Origin of the sequence: Caballeronia sp. SBC1 (assembly GCF_011493005.1) — a bacterium.
In the GTDB taxonomy this organism is placed as follows: Bacteria; Pseudomonadota; Gammaproteobacteria; order Burkholderiales; family Burkholderiaceae; genus Caballeronia.
The window spans coordinates 19,604-36,678 of the sequence record NZ_CP049158.1; the positions used below are offsets into that span (position 1 = coordinate 19,604).

Sequence of the window (17,075 nt, forward strand, 5' to 3'; positions counted from 1 at the left end):
GCTGCAATGAGCGGCCAGAATGTGGGCGCGGCGGGCTTGCCCGCGACCGTCGCTCTTCGAATCAAACTTCGAATCAAGCTGGCAGCTTTGCGAGCGCTTCGTCGACCTGTGCGCGCGATACGGTCAACTCGTCCAGCCACGCATCGGCGTAAGTGCTGCCGGTTTCACGCTCCAGACGCGCGATCGTCGCCGCGCAACGCGTAGCGTCCTTAGGCGTAGCAATAAACGCTTTAACCGACGCGCCCGACGTGAACGCTTCGAACAGCGGCACGCGAATGTCGTCCGGCAGGGCGCGAGTGGTCCATTGATACGGCTTGCCGTTGAACGACAACTGCGGCGGCAGCACGCGTTCTTTCTTCGCTGCAGGAATCAGGCCGAAATTGCGCGCGGCATCGGCGATCTGGTCAGCCGTAAAGAGTTCGTCCGCGCCGATGTCGAACTGCTTGATAAACGTTTCGATCGACTGCATCGCGGCGGCGCGGTCGTCGCGCTTTTGCTGCGCGCGAGCGACAATATCGCGCAGTTCGTCCGCTTCCTCGCTCGTGATCGTGAAGCTGGACTGCTTTTGCTGAAGTTCGGAGAAGCGCTGAAATTCGGGATCGGAGAGGAGTTTCGCCATTGCCTTGCGTAGAAAAAGACGCGAAACGTCGCGTGGAGCGACGATCCGCTTTTTGAGAGGGTCGCCATTCTAACGCGTCGCGCGGATCTGGAACCTGAGGAATCCGCGAACCTGATCATCCCAACAAAGCCAACCGACCCTTTCCCCGGATCTTCCCCGCGAAGCGAACCGAAAGTTCCCGCTGAATCTTCCGACCGAATTTGTCCGCCCCTAAGCTGCGCTCGAATCCCGAGAATCCCGAGAATCCCGAGAATCCCGAGAATCCCGAGAATCCCGAGAATCCCGAGAATCCCGAGAATCCCGAGAATCCCGAGAATCCCGAGAATCCCGAGAATCCCGAGAATCCCGAGAATCGCTGAACTCCGTATCCGGTTCGCGAAACATCGAGAGCGCCGCCGCCGCTTCTCCAAGCAGTGCACTGACCTCGCTCACGGACGGCGCCACGTATTCGTCGATACGTCTGAGATACGGGCAAGTCAGCGTCGCGATCGCCTGGCCCGATGGCCCGAGCAGCGGAAAACTCACATCCATCACGCCGAAGGTCTGCTGACTCTCCTTGTGGAGAAAACCGTCCGCGCGAATCTGTGTGTACGCATTTTCCAGCGCGAGAGGATCGGGCGCTGACTCACCCTTTACACGCGTGTGCTCGGCGAGCATGTGCGCGCGTTGTTCCGCACTCTGGAACGCGAGGATCACCCGGCCCGAACCGGTATCGATCAACCCGACCCTCGCGCCGAGCCGGACCGAAATCCCCCATGTTCCCGGTCCGTCGACCTGCGCGATCACAAGCAGATTGCCCCGGTCATAGGCGGCGAGATGACACGACTGCTCCGCGCGATCGGCGAACCGCTGCATGACTGGCAAGGCTTCCGCGATCAGGCGGTTCATCGGCGGGTGCCGGTGCGCAAGCGCATACAGCTTCAGGCTCAACGAATAGCGGTCGCCCGCGGGCGAGCGCACCACGTACTGCCGCGCGACCAGCCGCTCGAGCATCCGGTACATCTCGCTTGCGTTGCGCCCGAGCGATTTCGTGATCTCGGCACGCGTGAGTCCATCCTTTTGCTCGGCGAGAAGCTCAAGGATATCGAGACCTTTATCCAGCGCGGGCGCTCGATAGCGGTCGGCGTCGGTGAGATCGTCTGCCTGCATGATGGCCTTCAGTTGGGTCGCTTAAAAGCAAGATGCTAAGGGAAAACACGGGCCGCTAAGCGGCGCACTTAGCTTGACTTCGACTTGTCCGCATATGAATAATACGTTCACTGATGAATGATTGTAGTGATGCAAACCCGCGGCATTGCTAATACGACCGCTTGAATGCCTTCCAATGCCGCTCGAATGTCGTCTGAATGCCGCTCGATCTCAAGGAAGTTTCTGTGCAGCAAACTCCTCAAAAGCCTACTGACGCCCGGCTGATTCTGCAAAGCCCGCAGGACAATTGCCTGATTGCCGGCGCGCGTCTGCAAGCGGGGGAGCGCGTGGAGATTGAGGGGGAGTTCGTCACGCTGGCGAAAACTATCGATCTTGGGCACAAAGTCGCGCGCCGCGCATTGCGGACCGACGAAAAAGTCCTTCGGTATGGCGCGATCATTGGCCACGTGACGTCGGACGTTCAGCCCGGCGAACATCTGCATACGCACAATCTCGAGAGCGACTATCTCCCGACCTACACCCACGACGCCGGTCACGCCTTCGTGGATCACCGGGATCGCTAAGCCGATGACAGCAGCCACCACTCCGCAGCTTCAAGGATTTCAGCGTGCCGATGGGCGCAAGGGCATTCGCAATGTCATCGCGGTTGCGTATCTCGTCGAATGCGCGCATCACGTCGCGAGGGAGATCGTCACGCAGTTTCGTCCGGCGTTCGACGCCTTCGACGACCCCAGTGCCGACCGCGATCCACCCGTCCACCTGATCGGTTTTCCGGGCTGCTACCCGAACGGCTATGCCGAAAAGATGATGGAGCGGCTCACCACGCATCCGAATGTAGGCGCAGTCCTGTTCGTCTCGCTCGGCTGCGAGAGCATGAACAAGCACTATCTGGTCGACGCCGTGCGCGCGAGCGGCCGACCGGCCGAGGTTCTGACGATCCAGGAAAAAGGCGGGACGCGCAGCACGATTCAGCACGGCATCGACTGGATTCGTGATGCACGCGCAACGCTCGCGCAGCAAACGAAAGTGCCGATGGCGCTCGACGAATTGATCGTCGGCACGATTTGCGGTGGCTCGGACGGCACGAGCGGCATTACGGCGAATCCCGCTGTGGGTCGCGCCTTCGATGCGCTGATCAACGCTGGCGCCGCGTGTATTTTCGAGGAAACCGGCGAGCTGGTCGGCTGCGAGTTCCATATGGAAAGCCGGGCCGCGCGGCCGGAATTGGGCCGTGAAATTGTGGCGTGCGTGGACAAGGCCGCGCGCTATTACTCCATCATGGGACACGGTTCGTTCGCGGTCGGCAACGCGGATGGCGGCCTGACCACGCAGGAAGAAAAGTCCCTCGGCGCGTATGCGAAAAGCGGTGCGTCGCCCATTGTGGGGATCGTCAAGCCCGGTGACATTCCGCCCGTCGGCGGTTTGTATCTGCTCGATGTGGTTCCCGATGGCGAACCGCGTTTCGGCTTTCCGAACATCAGCGACAACGCGGAAATCGGCGAACTGATTGCTTGCGGAGCGCACGTGATCCTGTTCACGACCGGACGCGGTTCGGTGGTCGGTTCGGCCATTTCTCCCGTGATCAAGGTGTGCGCGAATCCGGCGACATATCGAAATCTTTCCGGTGACATGGACGTGGATGCGGGCCGCATCCTGGAAGGCCGTGCCACGCTGGACGAGGTCGGCCGCGAAGTATTCGATGCCACCGTGAGCGTGGCGGCCGGCGCCGCGTCGAAGTCGGAGTCGCTTGGTCATCAGGAGTTCATCCTGACTTACAAGACCTTTGATCCGGTTGGTCCGGCGTGTCTCCCGGCGAGCGCGACGCCGCGGCACGCGGTATCGATTACGTCGATTTGAGCCTGATTTATTGATCAACTCATCGGTGCAACTCATCGGTGCAACTCGTCACTCCAACGCACGGAGTCCTCGCAATGAACCCAATCACCGGAAATCCCGTTGTGAAAAAGCGCAAGGTGGGCAAAACGTCGTTGGAAGTTACGGCGTTGTCGCTGGGCACCGCACCGCTGGGCGGCCTGTATCACGATCTTTCCGAAGCAGACGCGCAAGCGACCGTGGACGCCGCGTGGCAAAGCGGTATCCGTTTCTTCGATACCGCTCCGCATTACGGCCACACGAAAGCCGAACACCGGCTAGGCGACGCGTTGCGCGAATACCCGCGCGAAGACTACGTGTTGTCGACGAAGGTTGGCCGGCGCTTTGTCCCGCGCACCACGCCTTACGACGGCAGCGAAGGCTGGTCGGACCCGCTGCCATTCCAGGCGATCTACGACTACACCTACGACGGCATTCTTCGATCGTTCGAGGACAGCCAGCAACGCATGGGTATTGTCGATATCGACATCGTGCTGATCCACGATATTGGCCGCGTCACGCACGGAGAAAACAACGCGCGCTATTGGCGGCAACTCACGGATGAAGGCGGTTTCCGGGCGCTTGATGAACTGCGTGCATCGCGCGGCGTAAAAGCTGTCGGGCTCGGTGTGAACGAAGGCGCCGCAATCCAGGAGGCGATGGCCGAATTCAACATCGATTGCGCGTTGCTGGCGGGACGCTACACGTTGTTAGAGCAGGCGGTACTCGATGACTTGCTGCCGGAATGCGAGCAGCGCGGCGTGAGCATCTTGCTGGGCGGTGCGTTCAATTCGGGCATTCTCGCCCGGGGACTGACGTCCGATACCGCGCCAAGACCGGACAACCAAAAGTTCAACTACGGCGATGCGCCGCCATTGATTGTCGAGCGCGTCGATGCGCTGGAAAGGATCTGTCGTGCGCATGGCGTCGCCTTGTCGAGCGCGGCCCTCCAGTTTCCTTATGCGCATAAAGTTGTGGCCACAGTCCTGATGGGCGCACGAAATCCAGTGGAAGTGCGTTTGAACGCGGCTTCGTTCGCTGATCCGCTGCCTGACGCTTTATGGGACGCGTTGCGAGCAGCCGGTTTGCTGCACCGTGACGCGCCTGTGCCACGCACGGATCAAGCAGATACCGAACGCATCGACCAAGCCGACGCAGGAAAACCATGAGCGCTGAACGAATCGACGCACATCAACACTTCTGGGACCCATCTCGTGGTGACTATGGCTGGTTGACGCCCGAGTTGCAGACCTTGTACCGCGTCTTCGGTCCCGCTGACCTGAAGCCTCTTCGTGCAGCAGCCCATGTTGCGCGCACAGTGGTGGTCCAGGCTGCGCCTACGGTCGATGAAACGCGCTATTTACTCGATCTCGCCCGCGACGACGCGTCTATCGCCGGCATTGTTGGCTGGGTTCCGCTTGATGCGCCGAATAGTGTCGAGTTGATCGACGAACTGGCGCGCGAGCCCAAATTCAAGGGCGTGCGCCCGATGCTGCAGGATCTGCCCGACGACCGCTGGATCGAAAATCCTGCGCTGACTCCGGCCATTCAAGCGCTGGTCAAAAACGATCTCGCCTTCGATGCACTAATATTTTCGCGTCACGTGCCTTCGTTGAAGGTGTTCGCCGCGCGCTTTCCTGAACTGCGAATCGTCGTGGATCATGGTGCGAAGCCGCCAATCAGAGAGGGTCACGCGGCTTGGCAAAGCTGGGCGGACGGCATAGCCGAATTGGCCGCATTGCCACAACCGCTGGTTTGCAAACTCTCAGGTCTGGCGACGGAGGCCTCGCCCGGTTGGTCTGTAGAAACGCTCAGACCCTATGTCGATCATCTTCTCGACCATTTTGGGACTGAGAGGTTGATGTGGGGCAGCGACTGGCCGGTGCTGAACCTGAACGGTGACTATGCGCAGTGGTTTGATGCGGCGCGGCAATTGACGGCGCACGTTGATGCGTCCGCACAGCAGAAAATTTTCGGCGATACCGCGCGCGGGTTTTACCGGCTGCAAAGTTGAGAAAACCGCGTGAAGAATTAGCGCGGTATACCCGGAATTCCCCAACTGCAATTGCAACGAAAGCAGAGGATGGTAAAAAGATTGGCAAGATTAGCGCCCCAGCTGCCGGCATGCCGTGCCGTGTCATGCTGATGAAGACGGCCATATAGCGTTAAAGAGGCGTGAAACCCGCATTCGGAGGCATGATCCAAGCGAAGCGCGAAGGCGGGATCAGAAGGAATCGCGATGCTATCGTTGTAACCTGCGTTGTAACCCGCGTCCGATGAATCGTAGGTTACGACCGGCCCGCATCGTTTGACCGGAAATTTGACCAAAAGCGATCGAAAGTAAGCTTGAGCGATCTCACCTGTAAGAACGACCGCTCGACCCGAACATCTCGAAACCGAATCAAAACCTGAAAACTGAAGGATCACTCACGATGAAACTGCTGCGCTATGGGCCGAAGGGTCAGGAAAAACCGGGTTTGCTGGATCAGAACGGCAAGATTCGCGATTTGTCGAAGGTAGTCGACGATATCGCTGGCGCGGCGCTGTCCGACGCCACGCTGGCCAAGTTGCGCGCGCTCGATCCGGCAACTCTGCCCGAAGTGCCGGGCGAACCGCGCATTGGCCCGTGCGTGGGCGCTGTGGGCAAGTTTGTCTGTATCGGACTGAATTACGCCGATCACGCGGCCGAATCGAACTTGCCCGTGCCAACGGAACCGGTGCTTTTCGGTAAGTGGACGAGCGCCATTTGCGGTCCGAACGACGACGTCGAAATTCCGCGCAACTCGAAGAAGACGGACTGGGAAGTCGAGCTCGGCGTGGTGATCGGCAAGGAAGCAAAGTATGTCAGCGAGGCGGACGCGCTGGATTATGTCGCCGGATATTGCGTCATCAACGACGTCTCCGAACGTGAATGGCAGCTCGAGCACGGCACGCAATGGGACAAGGGCAAGGGTTTCGATACGTTTGGCCCAATCGGTCCGTGGCTGGTCACGAAAGACGAAATCGCCGATCCGCAGCAACTCGACATGTGGCTCGAAGTGGACGGACATCGTTATCAAAACGGCAGCACGAAGACGATGGTGTTCGGTGTAGCCGCACTGGTGTCGTATTTGTCGAAGGTGATGAGCCTGCAACCCGGTGATGTCATCTCCACCGGCACGCCGCCGGGCGTGGGCATGGGCGTGAAACCGGCCCCGGTCTACCTGAAGGCTGGGCAGACAATGCGGCTTGGGATTCAGGGCCTGGGCGAACAGCAGCAACGCACGGTCGACGCGAAGTAAACCCTTCGAAGTAAGCCGCTTGTTGCAACGCAACCAAGCAACCTAGCGAGCAAATTAACGCCGGGCCGGAAAGCTAAAAAATAAGGTCGCTCCAACGTCAGTTGGAACGACCTTTTTTGCGGCAGCTTCAAGGGCTATATAACAGCGATTCTGGCGGAAGGAATGGTTCGTTGCCGTCATCCCAAACCAAAACGCGTCGGTGCTGCCTCAAAACCTCAAAAGCTTGAACGTTTTCGCCGAATTAACCTTTAAGCGCATAAAGCCGGGTCTCAACACTGCCGCCATAAAACCACCGCATCGGCGAAGGCATGAAAACTCCGGCAACCCAGCACACCCAACCTCTCTCACTCGTTAAGCACCGGCTCAAGTTCCGCGGCCATTTCGCTGATCCGATGAATGGTTCCCTGCGCGACCGCCACGAGCCGTTCGGCGCCGCCATCGGTGACATACACGTCGCATTGGCAGGTCGCCTGCGTCATGCCGGCGTAGATGACTCGCGCACGCGCCATCAAGGTGCCTGAGACCGCCGGCCGCAAATAATTGATCTTGTATTCGCCCGTGACCACTTTCGGTCCCAGGCGCAATGCGCCCGCGAAGGTCAACGCGTTATCGACGAGATAACTCACCACGCCGCCGTGCACAAAACCGTGTTGTTGCCTGAGTTCGTCGCGGATGGTCAGACAGAGCGTGAGACTCGAGGAGTCGACCTGCATGAGCTTCGTACCCAGCAAGGCGCTAAACGGTTGCGCATTCAACGCGCCCCGTGCGATATCGACAATTTCAGCCATTCGGACACTCCTACACTTGGTTTCGGTCCAGTCAGCGTGAGTCCCACAATCCGCATCGGGGCAGGAGCCTTCGTCGCGGTCCTGCACAAGACTGTAGGTAGCGTATGGTCACTCCGCAAGGACGATCTCAAAATCGCGGACAAATTACCGGGTTTGCGCGGGCTTTCTCAGTGATTTGAAACGAAAGCACACCAAGCGTTCAGTATTGCGCTGATTTCTCCAGCCGCAATAAAAAACGCCTCGCGGTTTGAACTGACCCCGCAAAGTTGGACACCCGTCCAACGATTTGGGCTGCAGTTCAGTTTGGCGAGGCGTTTATTGCGAGAGCGCCAGACGCCAAGCGCTCAATGTCAGGGCAACGCGGCGTAGGCGGTGGCAAGGTGATAAGGCGTTGTCGACGGCAACTCCGGGCGCATGACCACGCCTTCTGCTGACTGACTCTCGATCCACCCTTGAGGTCGAAGAAAACGTTCGGCAAACCGCGGAATCTGCGCCGTCAATTGTGTGCGCACGGACTCGTCTGCATGCGTTGCGAGGGCCCGCAGATATTCGGTCTGAGCCCAGATGCGCTGTGTTGAATCGATCACGCCGCCCTGTTCGTTCAGCGACGCCGCCACGCCGCCGGTTACCGGATCGACTCCGAACTGCTGCACGAAATCGAATCCACGAACTAGCGCCCGGTTCAGGCCCGCTGCATCGAAAGCCGGATGCCGGCTGGCTTCAGCGAGAAACAGCCACTCGAACTGGTGCCCCGGTTCCAGCCAGTTATTGGCGCTGCCAATCGTCAATTCGGCGATGCAGCCGGTTTCGTCATGTACAAAAGCCTCCGCGAACGCTGTTGCGAGCTTTTCCAACCGGCGATCGAAAAGCGGATCCGCGGTTGCTTCACGCGCCGCGAGCCACGCCTCGGTCAGATGCATCAGCGGGTTTTGCAGTAGTGGCCCGAGCGCGGTGGAAAAATCTTCCGTCATCGCCGAACTGAACAAACCACCAGCGCCGCTAATTGCCATCCGCCGTTCAATCACCACCGACGTTTCTTCGAGCACCGCCAAGGCTTCTTTCGCGGCCGTTGCGCCGGCCCGTTTCGCATATTCCGCGCACGCAAAAATCACGAACGCATGCGTATACAGGTCCTTGTGGCGCTCATGCGGCGCGCCGTTTGCGTCGACGCTGTAGAACCAACCGCCGTTTTTCGTGTCCTGAAAATAGGTCCGAAGCGAATTGAACAGCGTATCGGCGTGATCGATATCGCCTGCTTGCGAGAACACGAATAGCTGGCGAGCGCAGGCCATGGTGCGATACCGCTGTGGCGGCAAGGGCGTGCGGCCGTCCTCGGCCACGGCCTCGAACGCCAGTCGCAATACCGTGTTGAAGCCGTGCCCGCGCCAGATTGGCAGCACGACATGTTTATAGTGCGCACGAAGGGTGTCGGCGGTCGGGGGCGTTGCGGCGGTCGGATCTGGGTCGTGCATACGGCTTACCGATGGTAGTTACGAAGGTAGTTGCGCGCGGCGGCGTACGTGGAACATATCCGGTGCGCCACCCGATGCGGGGCACCAAGGATAAATCAAAACACGCGCGCATCGGTACAACGGTGGTTTATCCGCGCTGAGCCGGTTGGCCGCTGTTACGCCAGTGCCCCACCGCGCCGCGCCATCACTCGACTCCACAACACCTATAAGGAGCAAATCCACTCATGTTAAGCAATGTAGAACTCATTTCCCGGCTGGTTCTGGCCGCGGCGCTCGGCAGCGTGATCGGTTTCGAGCGCGAACGGCTGTCGTGGGCCGCCGGCCTGCGCACGCACATGCTGGTTTGCGTCGGCTCGACGTTGATCATGATGGTGTCGGCATTCGGTTTTTTCGATGTCCTCAGCCGCGACCACGTCGTTCTCGATCCGTCGCGGATCGCGGCGCAAGTTGTGTCGGGAATCGGTTTTCTCGGCGCGGGTTCAATCTTGTTGCGCGGCGAGATCGTCCGTGGCCTCACGACGGCGGCGAGCCTCTGGTCCGTGGCGGCGATCGGGCTTGCGGTCGGCGGCGGCATGTACACAGCATCCATCGCTGCAACCGTCATCATTCTGATCATCCTCGCAGGGATCAAGCCGCTCGAGCGGCGCTTCATCTCTGTGAAACAGCGACGCCAGTTGACCTTGCTCGTCGATCGGGGGACGTTGAATTTTCATGCGCTGCATGAGGCGCTGGGCGCGGGCAGCGTGCGCGTGAAGCAGTTCGTGGTGCAGCAAAGCGACGACGCCCCTGAGCTCGATGAAGTGCAGATCGCGCTTTCAAGGATATCGTCGACGGAATACGAGGCGATCTGCACGCGGCTGCGCGCGCTGGAAACCGTGCGGGAATTCAAGGAAGAAGGCCCTGCTTGAGACCGCACGCGGCCGTAACGCGGGCGTGCAAGCGTGCGACAATGCGGCCTCGAAAACCCATGCAGCCGCTTTTTCTGTTGCGAGGCGCCAGGCCGGGCCGCTTCATCGGGCGTGATTTAGCCGCCCGGGGTCGCGTCTGGCCGCGCTGTCAATCATCGACTTATGCCAGATTCCGCCGTAAATCCCGCTCTCCAAGTTGCTGATAACGCTGGTTCGCGTCGTACCGATGCTGCTTCTGCTCCTGCCCTTGCTCCTGCTTCCATTTCCAAGTCTACGTCGGCTCGCCGTCCGGCTGAATCGGATGCCGATGCCAAGCTCGCCCGTGCCGCGCGCTCGGCGCAGCGTCTGGCGTTGCTGAGCCGGGCGCCCTACGGCGCGCCCACGCTCGATCTGTTCGCCGAAGATGCTGAGCGCGCCACGCTTCAGGCGTTGAATACCGATATTCGTCAATCTTCGTTGCCCGGCTTCGAGTTGCCCGAGGTTTTCATGGCGGCCGTGCCGGGCGACGACGGATCGTCCGGGTCGCTGCGGGCGTGGCGCACTGGGGCGTTATCGGCGGAGGGGTCGGCTGCGTCGAGCGTCGCCGTATCGCGCGACGACGCAGCGGCGGCGCAAACGGATAGCCAGACAGCCGACGCTGCAACGCTGGACCTGATGTTCGACGATGTTGTCCCGGCTCATGACATGGTTGCCCGGCCCGTGCAGCCCGGACCGCTGGACGACGGTACGCAGGGCGCAACGGTCGCGGTGGCATCGGGAGAAGGCAGTGGGCAGGGTTCCGGCAAGCGCGCATCCGCGGCGCGCGGCAGGGGCGCCGCCCGGAATGTGTCGATAACGGAACCGTCACCGGCCACTGCAATGTCAGAAGTTGCGACGGCGGATGGTAAGGGCGGGAGGACCAATGCCGACGCGCGGGTTTTGACTGGTTCGCCGGACACGCCGAGCATGCTGGGTAAGCCGGGTGCATCGGACGCGTCGAATGCATCGAACGCGCTGAGCGAACCCAACGCAACGACGAGCGCACTGAGCGCACTGAACTCATCGAACGTATCAAGCACATCGGGCACATCCCCGTCCCCACGCGTCCCCACACGAGCCGCAACAACCCCGCATCGTGAGCAGCCGCAATCCCTGGCGGCGGCACTAATCGCAGATGACCGCCGGGCTCGCACGAGCACCTCCCAAGCACCTTCCCGCGAAGCGTCGGAACTTGATACCGCTCGCGCGACCGCGTACGCCGACACAATCGACGCGTTGTATGCCGTTATCGCGGACCAGCGTGGCGCGGCGGCCGCCTTGTCGCGGCGAGTAAAAGCGATCCTGATGATCGTGATCTGCGTGTTGCTTGTGACTGTTGCGACGGGTGTGGCGCAAAGCATCGCGCTGCTTCGCCTGACGCGTGAAAACACGGGGCAGCAACAGCGTATCGAGCAATTGATGCTGAATCAGCAGGCCACGCTGGCGTCTTTCTTCGATACGGACTCCTCCATCGTCGAGGTCCCGAACCGGGGCAATGCGAACGCATCCGCTGCTAACAGGAATCCGGACTCCGGGCCGCATAGCCGCGCCGCGAAGCGGGCTCAGAGCAAATCGCATTGATATCGAAACACCGCCGCGCGCAACCAAGGCGCGTTAACAGCAGCCTTGCCCGCGCACCCACCCCCAATCACTCGACGAATTCGATAATCGTGTTGCCGGCGGCTTCGGCAGCGACGGCAACGCCGCGAGCGGTATCGCCATGCATGACGCCGTTCTCCGACAGGATGCGTTCCGCGACGCGCAAGTCGCGAACGCGAATCTGCAATGCGAACCCGTGGGGTTTATCGGTGTAGTTCATCGGCAAACCGACGCAGGCGAAACGTTCAAGTGCCTGTGATCGTGTCAAAGCCACTACGCGTCCACAACCCGTGTCAGCTTCAACATGACCGTCGACCCATGACGTGTTCTCAGCCCCGAACAGCTTCGCCCAACGCGCTTCGAGCAACCCGGGTTCATCGGCGACATAGATAACTTCATTGACTGCATTCGCGCCGTTCGGATGATCTTGCCAATCCTTCCGCCAGATGAACTCCGGCCGATGTTGCTGGCACAGGAAGTTGGAGACATCGCCCAAGTCGGGGTCCATCACCATGCCGAGCGAGACGACCGCTTCATCGGGCGTGCCGTCCGCCTTGATCAGCTTGCGCCGGAAGTCCACGCGCTGCTGCACGGGCAGCCCGGTGGCTTTGACGGCGGCATAGTCGCCTTCGATGTCTTTGCTATGAAGAGCAAGCAATCCGAGGCCTTCGGAGCGTTCCAGAAACTGGCCTAGTGTGCGTCCGTAGCAGAAGTCATCGACGGCATTCGTTCCGAACTTCGAGGCATCATCGATACCAATCAATTCGATGAAATTATTCTCGAACATCATCAGCGTCAGCACCGAACCCCAGGGGTGATACGAAAGGGGACTAGGTGAAAAGCCGAGCAAGATGTAATGCTCGACGGCCCTCGGGTGATTCCTGACGGAGACCACCGGATGGTCGATACCCAGTCGATGTTGATGCGGCGGAATCATTTTGTTATCCTATCTATCAAGGGAAGAAGGCGCGGTGATGGCGGCGTACGTGCCTGAAACCGCCTTGATGATCTTCGCGGGAACACCGGCCGCGACCATGCCGGCGGGAATCGATGTACGAACCACGCTGCCCGCCGCAATGACGGCGCCTTCGCCTATCTCGATGTTGCCAAGAACGATCGCGTGAGCAGCAAGCGTTGCGCCGCGACGGACTTTCGGGTGCCGGTCTCCGGCTTCGGCGAATGTGCTTCCGAGCGTGACGCCGTGCCACATGCTGACTTCGTCTTCAACGACCGCGGTCTCGCCAATCACAATGCCCATGGCGTGATCGACAAACAGGCCTTTGCCGATCCTGGCTGCCGGATGAATATCGACGTTATAAGACTTCGCGCACCAGTTTTGCAGAAGAACGGCGAACGTCTTTTCACCGGCAAGCCAATGAGCGTGCGCGATGCGATGAGATTGAATGGCGTGAATCCCTCGAAACGATAAAAACGCGGTCAGCACGTTCGGGCAAGCCGGGTTGGACGAGGCAATCTTGTGCACGTCGGCCGCGGCGCTTGTGTCGCTGCCGGTCTGCTTGATGACGGTGCTGAATTCGGCCGCCATGTCTGGCAGCGTCGCATCCGAGCGCATCAGGTCGGCAGCAAGCAGCGCAGCGAACGCCTCTCCGAATGTTTCGTGCCGCTGGACGTACGCGTCGAAGTATCGCTGCATGGCGGGTCGGGCCTGCGCTTCGTGTTCCGCTTCCGCGCGGATGATTTGCCAAAGCGTAGCGGGATCTATGTTGATCAAGGTCTGTCTCCTGTCACGACAGTGTCCACCGCGAAAATTGAATCAGCGATGCCCGGCATGGGCAAAATTGTTCTAAAAATTAGATGTTGAGCAACTTGCTGCTGTGCACACCGCGCTTACCGAAACGCCTGCATTTGCGACGACATTAATTGCAGCATCTTGTTCGAAGCCACGGACAATTTCCTCCCCACGCGCGTAACAAGATGCGCCTCGGCTTTCATCAGGATCGGATGATCGATCTCGATGGCGACGAGTGTGCCCGCATCCACTTCCATGGTCACGGCGAACGCGGGCAGCACAACCAGGCCGAGTCCTGACATGGCGAACTGCTTGAGGAGGCCGATCGAATTGGTCGTCACAACCGGCTCCAGGCGAATCTTCTCCGCGAACTCAACTGCCTGAAGCATCTGGCGCGTGCCATAGGTGGGATGGGTCGCTGCAATCGGATAGGTGGCCAGCTCCTGCACGCTCATGGATTTCGTTTTGCTCCCGCGCAGGAAGTTAGGCTTGACGATTGCCATCATTGGCTGTCGCTTGATCGCGCGAGAAACAATCTTCGGATCGCCCGGCGGGTTGTAGACCAGCCCGATCTCGCCTTCATCTTCGGAGATTCGCCGCATGACGTCGTTGGTGCTGCCGAGGTCCAGATTGAGCTTGATGCCGGGATACTGCTTGCAAAAATGCTGTATGGGTCCCGCCAGCACATCGGAAACAAAACCTTCGCCCAGGATCACGTTGACGTTCCCGGTTCGCAGTCCGCGTAGTTCCTGCAGCCGCGAAATCAAGTCGTCTTTGTGCGCAAGTTGCTCGCGGAAATATTCGATCAGGTACCGGCCGGCTTCCGTCGGTTTGACGCCGCGGGCGTGCCGTTCGATCAGCGCAACGTCGAGTTCCGTTTCGAGCAAGCCGATCTGCCGGCTGACTGCGGACGGCGCGACATCGAGCCAGTCGGCAGCGGCGCGGATAGTCCCGCAACGAACGGCTTCAAAAAAATAGACGATTCTGCTTTCGGTCAGGTTGTCGGCCATCGTTCAGCGTCTCTGTGTTCTGAGCGTTCTAATAATTAGAACATTCTCAATATTGGCATTGATTGATTATAGGGGCTCGTCGGCCGAAGATGACAACTCCAAAACACGCTCGCCAACGGCTAGACCCGCTCTATCCGGTCGACAGCGTATTCGCTACGGAGTGGATTTATGAAGACGGTTGGGGTCATCGGACTCGGAAACATGGGGCGCGGAATGGCGCTTTCGCTCAAGCGCGGCGGCTACACCGTGCTCGGTTTCGACTCGGCGTCCGGCGTCGCCAGCAAGCTAGACGCAGAGGGCGTGTCCGAGCGCGCGTCCATAGCAGACATCACGCGCGATTCGGACGTCCTGATTCTTTCGCTGCCCACGTCGGCGATTGTGGAAGAGGTCGTGCTTGGACCCGCTGGCGTGGCGGCAAGCGCCAAGCCTGGCCTGATCGTGGTCGATACCACCACCGCTGAGCCCAACAGCACGCGCAAGGTAGCGGCGGCGCTGGCTGAAGTGAACGTGGGCTTTGTCGATGGCCCCGTCAGCGGCGGTCCGAAGGGCGCGGCGACTGCGACCATGACCATGGTGCTGGGCGGTTCCGACGAAGACGTCGCGGCTGTCGAACCGATCCTCGCGGTCATGAGCGCGAAGCGGGTGCACGTTGGCCCCATTGGTGCGGGACACGTGACGAAGATCATCAACAACCTGCTCACCGGCGTGCACCTGCTTGCCACCAGCGAAGCGGTCCGCGCGGCGCAGGCGGCCGGTGTCGATCCCGAGAAGCTGGTTGAAGCGCTCAACGGCGGCTCCGGGCGCAACAGCGCGACGCTCACGAATTACCCCACGTGGATCTTCACGGACAAGTTCGATTCCGGTTTCACGATGAAGTTGATGCGCAAGGACGTTCGCCTGGCGATGGACTTGCTGCGCAGCCAGAACATCAACGCTCCGATTGCCGCCGAAGCAGGGCGGTTGTGGGCAGAAAGCGCCGAGACAATCGGCGATGCGGAAGACTTCAATCGCATCGTTCAATTCATCGAACAGAAGTAACGCAGTCAGCAGAGTAACCAGAACACGGAGCCAGATATGGAAAACAACGCGGCAGAAAACCTGTTGGCCGCCTTCGCGCATTTCTTCCCGAACGCCAAGACGATTGGCTCGTTTGTTGGCGGCGAACTGATTGAAGGCACGGGCGAACTTATTCAGTTGTACGATGCATCGACGGGTAAGCCAAGCCTCGCGTACAAGGACGGCGGCGCGGCAGTGGTCGAACTCGCTGCCGATGCGGCGCAGCGCGCTCAGCAACAATGGTGGGCATTGACGCATGCTGCGCGTGGACGCGTGATGTTCGAGATCGCGCGTGAGTTGCGCAAAGACACGGAGAGTATTGCTCGCCTGGAGTCGCTCGGTTCGGGCAAGCCAATTCGCGACTGCCGGGGTGAAGTGGCGAAAGTCGCCGAGATGTTCGAGTATTACGGCGGCTGGGCGGACAAATTTTACGGCGATGTCATTCCGGTTCCGACCTCGCACCTGAACTACACGCGTCGCGAGCCGGCCGGCACGGTCCTGCAAATCACGCCCTGGAATGCACCTGTCTTCACATGCGGATGGCAGGTTGCGCCGGCTATCTCGATGGGCAACGCCGTCTTGCTGAAGCCCTCGGAACTGACGCCGTTCACGTCGCTGGTGGTGGCGTTGCTCGCCGAGAAAGCGGGCGCGCCGAAGGGTCTCATCAACGTTCTTGCAGGGCTTGGCCAGACCGTCGCCCAAGCGGCCATCGCGCATAAGGTCGTGAAGAAGGTCGTGTTCGTCGGCTCGCCTGCAACCGGCGTGCGCATTGCCGAAGCCGCGGCAAAACGCGTGCTTCCTTGCGTGCTGGAACTCGGTGGCAAGTCCGCCAACATCATCTTCGCCGATGCCGATCTCAAGCGTGCCGCGTTGACTGCCCAGGCCGCGATTTTCGCCGGCGCGGGGCAGAGCTGCGTGGCGGGTTCGCGCCTGCTCGTGCAACGTTCGATCTATGACGAGTTCGTCGGAATGATTGCGGCGGGCGCGAAAAAGATCAAGGTGGGTGCACCGCTCGATGATGCAACCGAAGTCGGGCCGATCAACAATCGCACGCAGTATGACCACATCATGAAGATGATCGCGAGCGGCGTTCAGGCTGGCGCCACACTTGCGGCAGGGTCGGTTGAACGTTCGTCAGGCGGCTACTTCGTTTCGCCCACTGTGTTGTCGAACGTGACGAACGAGATGGACGTAGCGCGTACTGAAATCTTTGGCCCGGTTGTCGCTGCAATTCCTTTCGATACTGAGGAAGAAGCCCTTAACATCGCGAATGACACCGAGTTTGGTTTGGCCGGTGCAGTGTGGACGAACGATGTAGGCCGGGCTCATCGGGTGGCGGGGCAGGTCAACGCGGGAACGTTTTGGGTCAATGGCTACAAGACCATTAACGTGGCGTCTCCGTTCGGCGGTTATGGCTTGAGCGGATACGGACGTTCCAGTGGTGTTGAAGCGTTGTACGAGTACACGCAGACCAAGAGCGTCTGGGTGGAAACCGCCAGAGAGCCGGCTACGACGTTCGGCTATTTGTAGAGCAACGCGTCCTCTCGCTGCCA

General features: G+C 60.1%; 15 protein-coding genes and 1 pseudogene. 9 read left to right on the forward strand and 7 right to left on the reverse strand.

The features are described 5' to 3' along the window. Positions 1 to 73: 73 nt before the first annotated feature. Both SBC1_RS27000 and SBC1_RS27005 read right to left on the reverse strand, forming a co-directional pair. Positions 74 to 619: a hypothetical protein gene (locus SBC1_RS27000; protein ID WP_165101816.1), complete on the reverse strand. Its 546-nt coding sequence runs from the start codon at positions 617 to 619 to the stop codon at positions 74 to 76. Between the two features lie 372 nt (positions 620 to 991). After that, positions 992 to 1,768: pseudogene (locus tag SBC1_RS27005) on the reverse strand (IclR family transcriptional regulator); the annotation flags it as partial. Between the two features lie 224 nt (positions 1,769 to 1,992). Here SBC1_RS27005 and SBC1_RS27010 point away from each other — a divergent pair. From SBC1_RS27010 to SBC1_RS27030, 5 genes are all read left to right on the forward strand, one after another. Continuing rightward, positions 1,993 to 2,331, forward strand: coding sequence for a UxaA family hydrolase (locus SBC1_RS27010; RefSeq protein WP_241202343.1), 339 nt, complete (start codon positions 1,993 to 1,995; stop codon positions 2,329 to 2,331). Between the two features lie 4 nt (positions 2,332 to 2,335). Then, positions 2,336 to 3,625: a UxaA family hydrolase gene (locus SBC1_RS27015; RefSeq protein WP_165101825.1), complete on the forward strand. Its 1,290-nt coding sequence runs from the start codon at positions 2,336 to 2,338 to the stop codon at positions 3,623 to 3,625. A 74-nt stretch (positions 3,626 to 3,699) separates the two neighbouring features. Next, positions 3,700 to 4,809 (forward strand): aldo/keto reductase, encoded by a 1,110-nt coding sequence (locus tag SBC1_RS27020; RefSeq protein ID WP_165101828.1) that lies wholly within the window; start codon positions 3,700 to 3,702, stop codon positions 4,807 to 4,809. Next, a complete protein-coding gene (locus SBC1_RS27025) occupies positions 4,806 to 5,654 on the forward strand; it encodes an amidohydrolase (RefSeq protein WP_165101831.1) in 849 nt (282 codons plus the stop codon). The genes SBC1_RS27020 and SBC1_RS27025 overlap by 4 nt, the downstream gene beginning before the upstream one ends. A 418-nt stretch (positions 5,655 to 6,072) precedes the next feature. Further along, entirely contained in the window at positions 6,073 to 6,921 is an 849-nt protein-coding gene (locus SBC1_RS27030; RefSeq protein WP_165101834.1) for an ureidoglycolate lyase, read from the forward strand. Between the two features lie 344 nt (positions 6,922 to 7,265). On the opposite strand, the gene SBC1_RS27035 is transcribed toward SBC1_RS27030, so the two are convergent. Both SBC1_RS27035 and SBC1_RS27040 read right to left on the reverse strand, forming a co-directional pair. Continuing rightward, the gene (locus SBC1_RS27035) at positions 7,266 to 7,709 is read right to left on the reverse strand and encodes a PaaI family thioesterase (RefSeq protein WP_165101837.1); all 444 of its coding nucleotides are present in this window, start codon (positions 7,707 to 7,709) and stop codon (positions 7,266 to 7,268) included. A 350-nt stretch (positions 7,710 to 8,059) separates the two neighbouring features. Further along, positions 8,060 to 9,181, reverse strand: coding sequence for an AGE family epimerase/isomerase (locus SBC1_RS27040; protein WP_165101840.1), 1,122 nt, complete (start codon positions 9,179 to 9,181; stop codon positions 8,060 to 8,062). Between the two features lie 224 nt (positions 9,182 to 9,405). Here SBC1_RS27040 and SBC1_RS27045 point away from each other — a divergent pair, with 224 nt between their 5' ends. Together SBC1_RS27045 and SBC1_RS39665 are read left to right on the forward strand one after the other, a co-directional pair. After that, complete coding sequence (locus SBC1_RS27045; protein WP_165101844.1) at positions 9,406 to 10,089, forward strand: MgtC/SapB family protein; 684 nt, start codon at positions 9,406 to 9,408, stop codon at positions 10,087 to 10,089. Positions 10,090 to 10,251: 162 nt separating this feature from the next. Next, entirely contained in the window at positions 10,252 to 11,688 is a 1,437-nt protein-coding gene (locus tag SBC1_RS39665) for a hypothetical protein (RefSeq protein ID WP_206366134.1), read from the forward strand. A 67-nt stretch (positions 11,689 to 11,755) separates the two neighbouring features. On the opposite strand, the gene SBC1_RS27055 is transcribed toward SBC1_RS39665, so the two are convergent. The 3 genes from SBC1_RS27055 to SBC1_RS27065 all read right to left on the reverse strand — a co-directional run bounded on the left by SBC1_RS27055 (position 11,756) and on the right by SBC1_RS27065 (position 14,466). After that, positions 11,756 to 12,643, reverse strand: coding sequence for a VOC family protein (locus SBC1_RS27055; protein WP_165101847.1), 888 nt, complete (start codon positions 12,641 to 12,643; stop codon positions 11,756 to 11,758). A 9-nt stretch (positions 12,644 to 12,652) separates the two neighbouring features. Continuing rightward, on the reverse strand, positions 12,653 to 13,438 hold the full coding sequence (epsC, locus tag SBC1_RS27060; RefSeq protein ID WP_241202344.1) for a serine O-acetyltransferase EpsC: 786 nt from the start codon (positions 13,436 to 13,438) through the stop codon (positions 12,653 to 12,655). 116 nt (positions 13,439 to 13,554) lie between these two features. Beyond that, positions 13,555 to 14,466, reverse strand: coding sequence for a LysR family transcriptional regulator (locus SBC1_RS27065; protein ID WP_165101850.1), 912 nt, complete (start codon positions 14,464 to 14,466; stop codon positions 13,555 to 13,557). Positions 14,467 to 14,634: 168 nt separating this feature from the next. On the opposite strand from SBC1_RS27065, the gene SBC1_RS27070 reads away from it, so the two are divergent. Together SBC1_RS27070 and SBC1_RS27075 are read left to right on the forward strand one after the other, a co-directional pair. Next, positions 14,635 to 15,504: an NAD(P)-dependent oxidoreductase gene (locus tag SBC1_RS27070; RefSeq protein ID WP_165101853.1), complete on the forward strand. Its 870-nt coding sequence runs from the start codon at positions 14,635 to 14,637 to the stop codon at positions 15,502 to 15,504. A 36-nt stretch (positions 15,505 to 15,540) separates the two neighbouring features. Further along, the gene (locus tag SBC1_RS27075; RefSeq protein WP_165101858.1) at positions 15,541 to 17,052 is read left to right on the forward strand and encodes an aldehyde dehydrogenase family protein; all 1,512 of its coding nucleotides are present in this window, start codon (positions 15,541 to 15,543) and stop codon (positions 17,050 to 17,052) included. Positions 17,053 to 17,075: the final 23 nt, after the last annotated feature.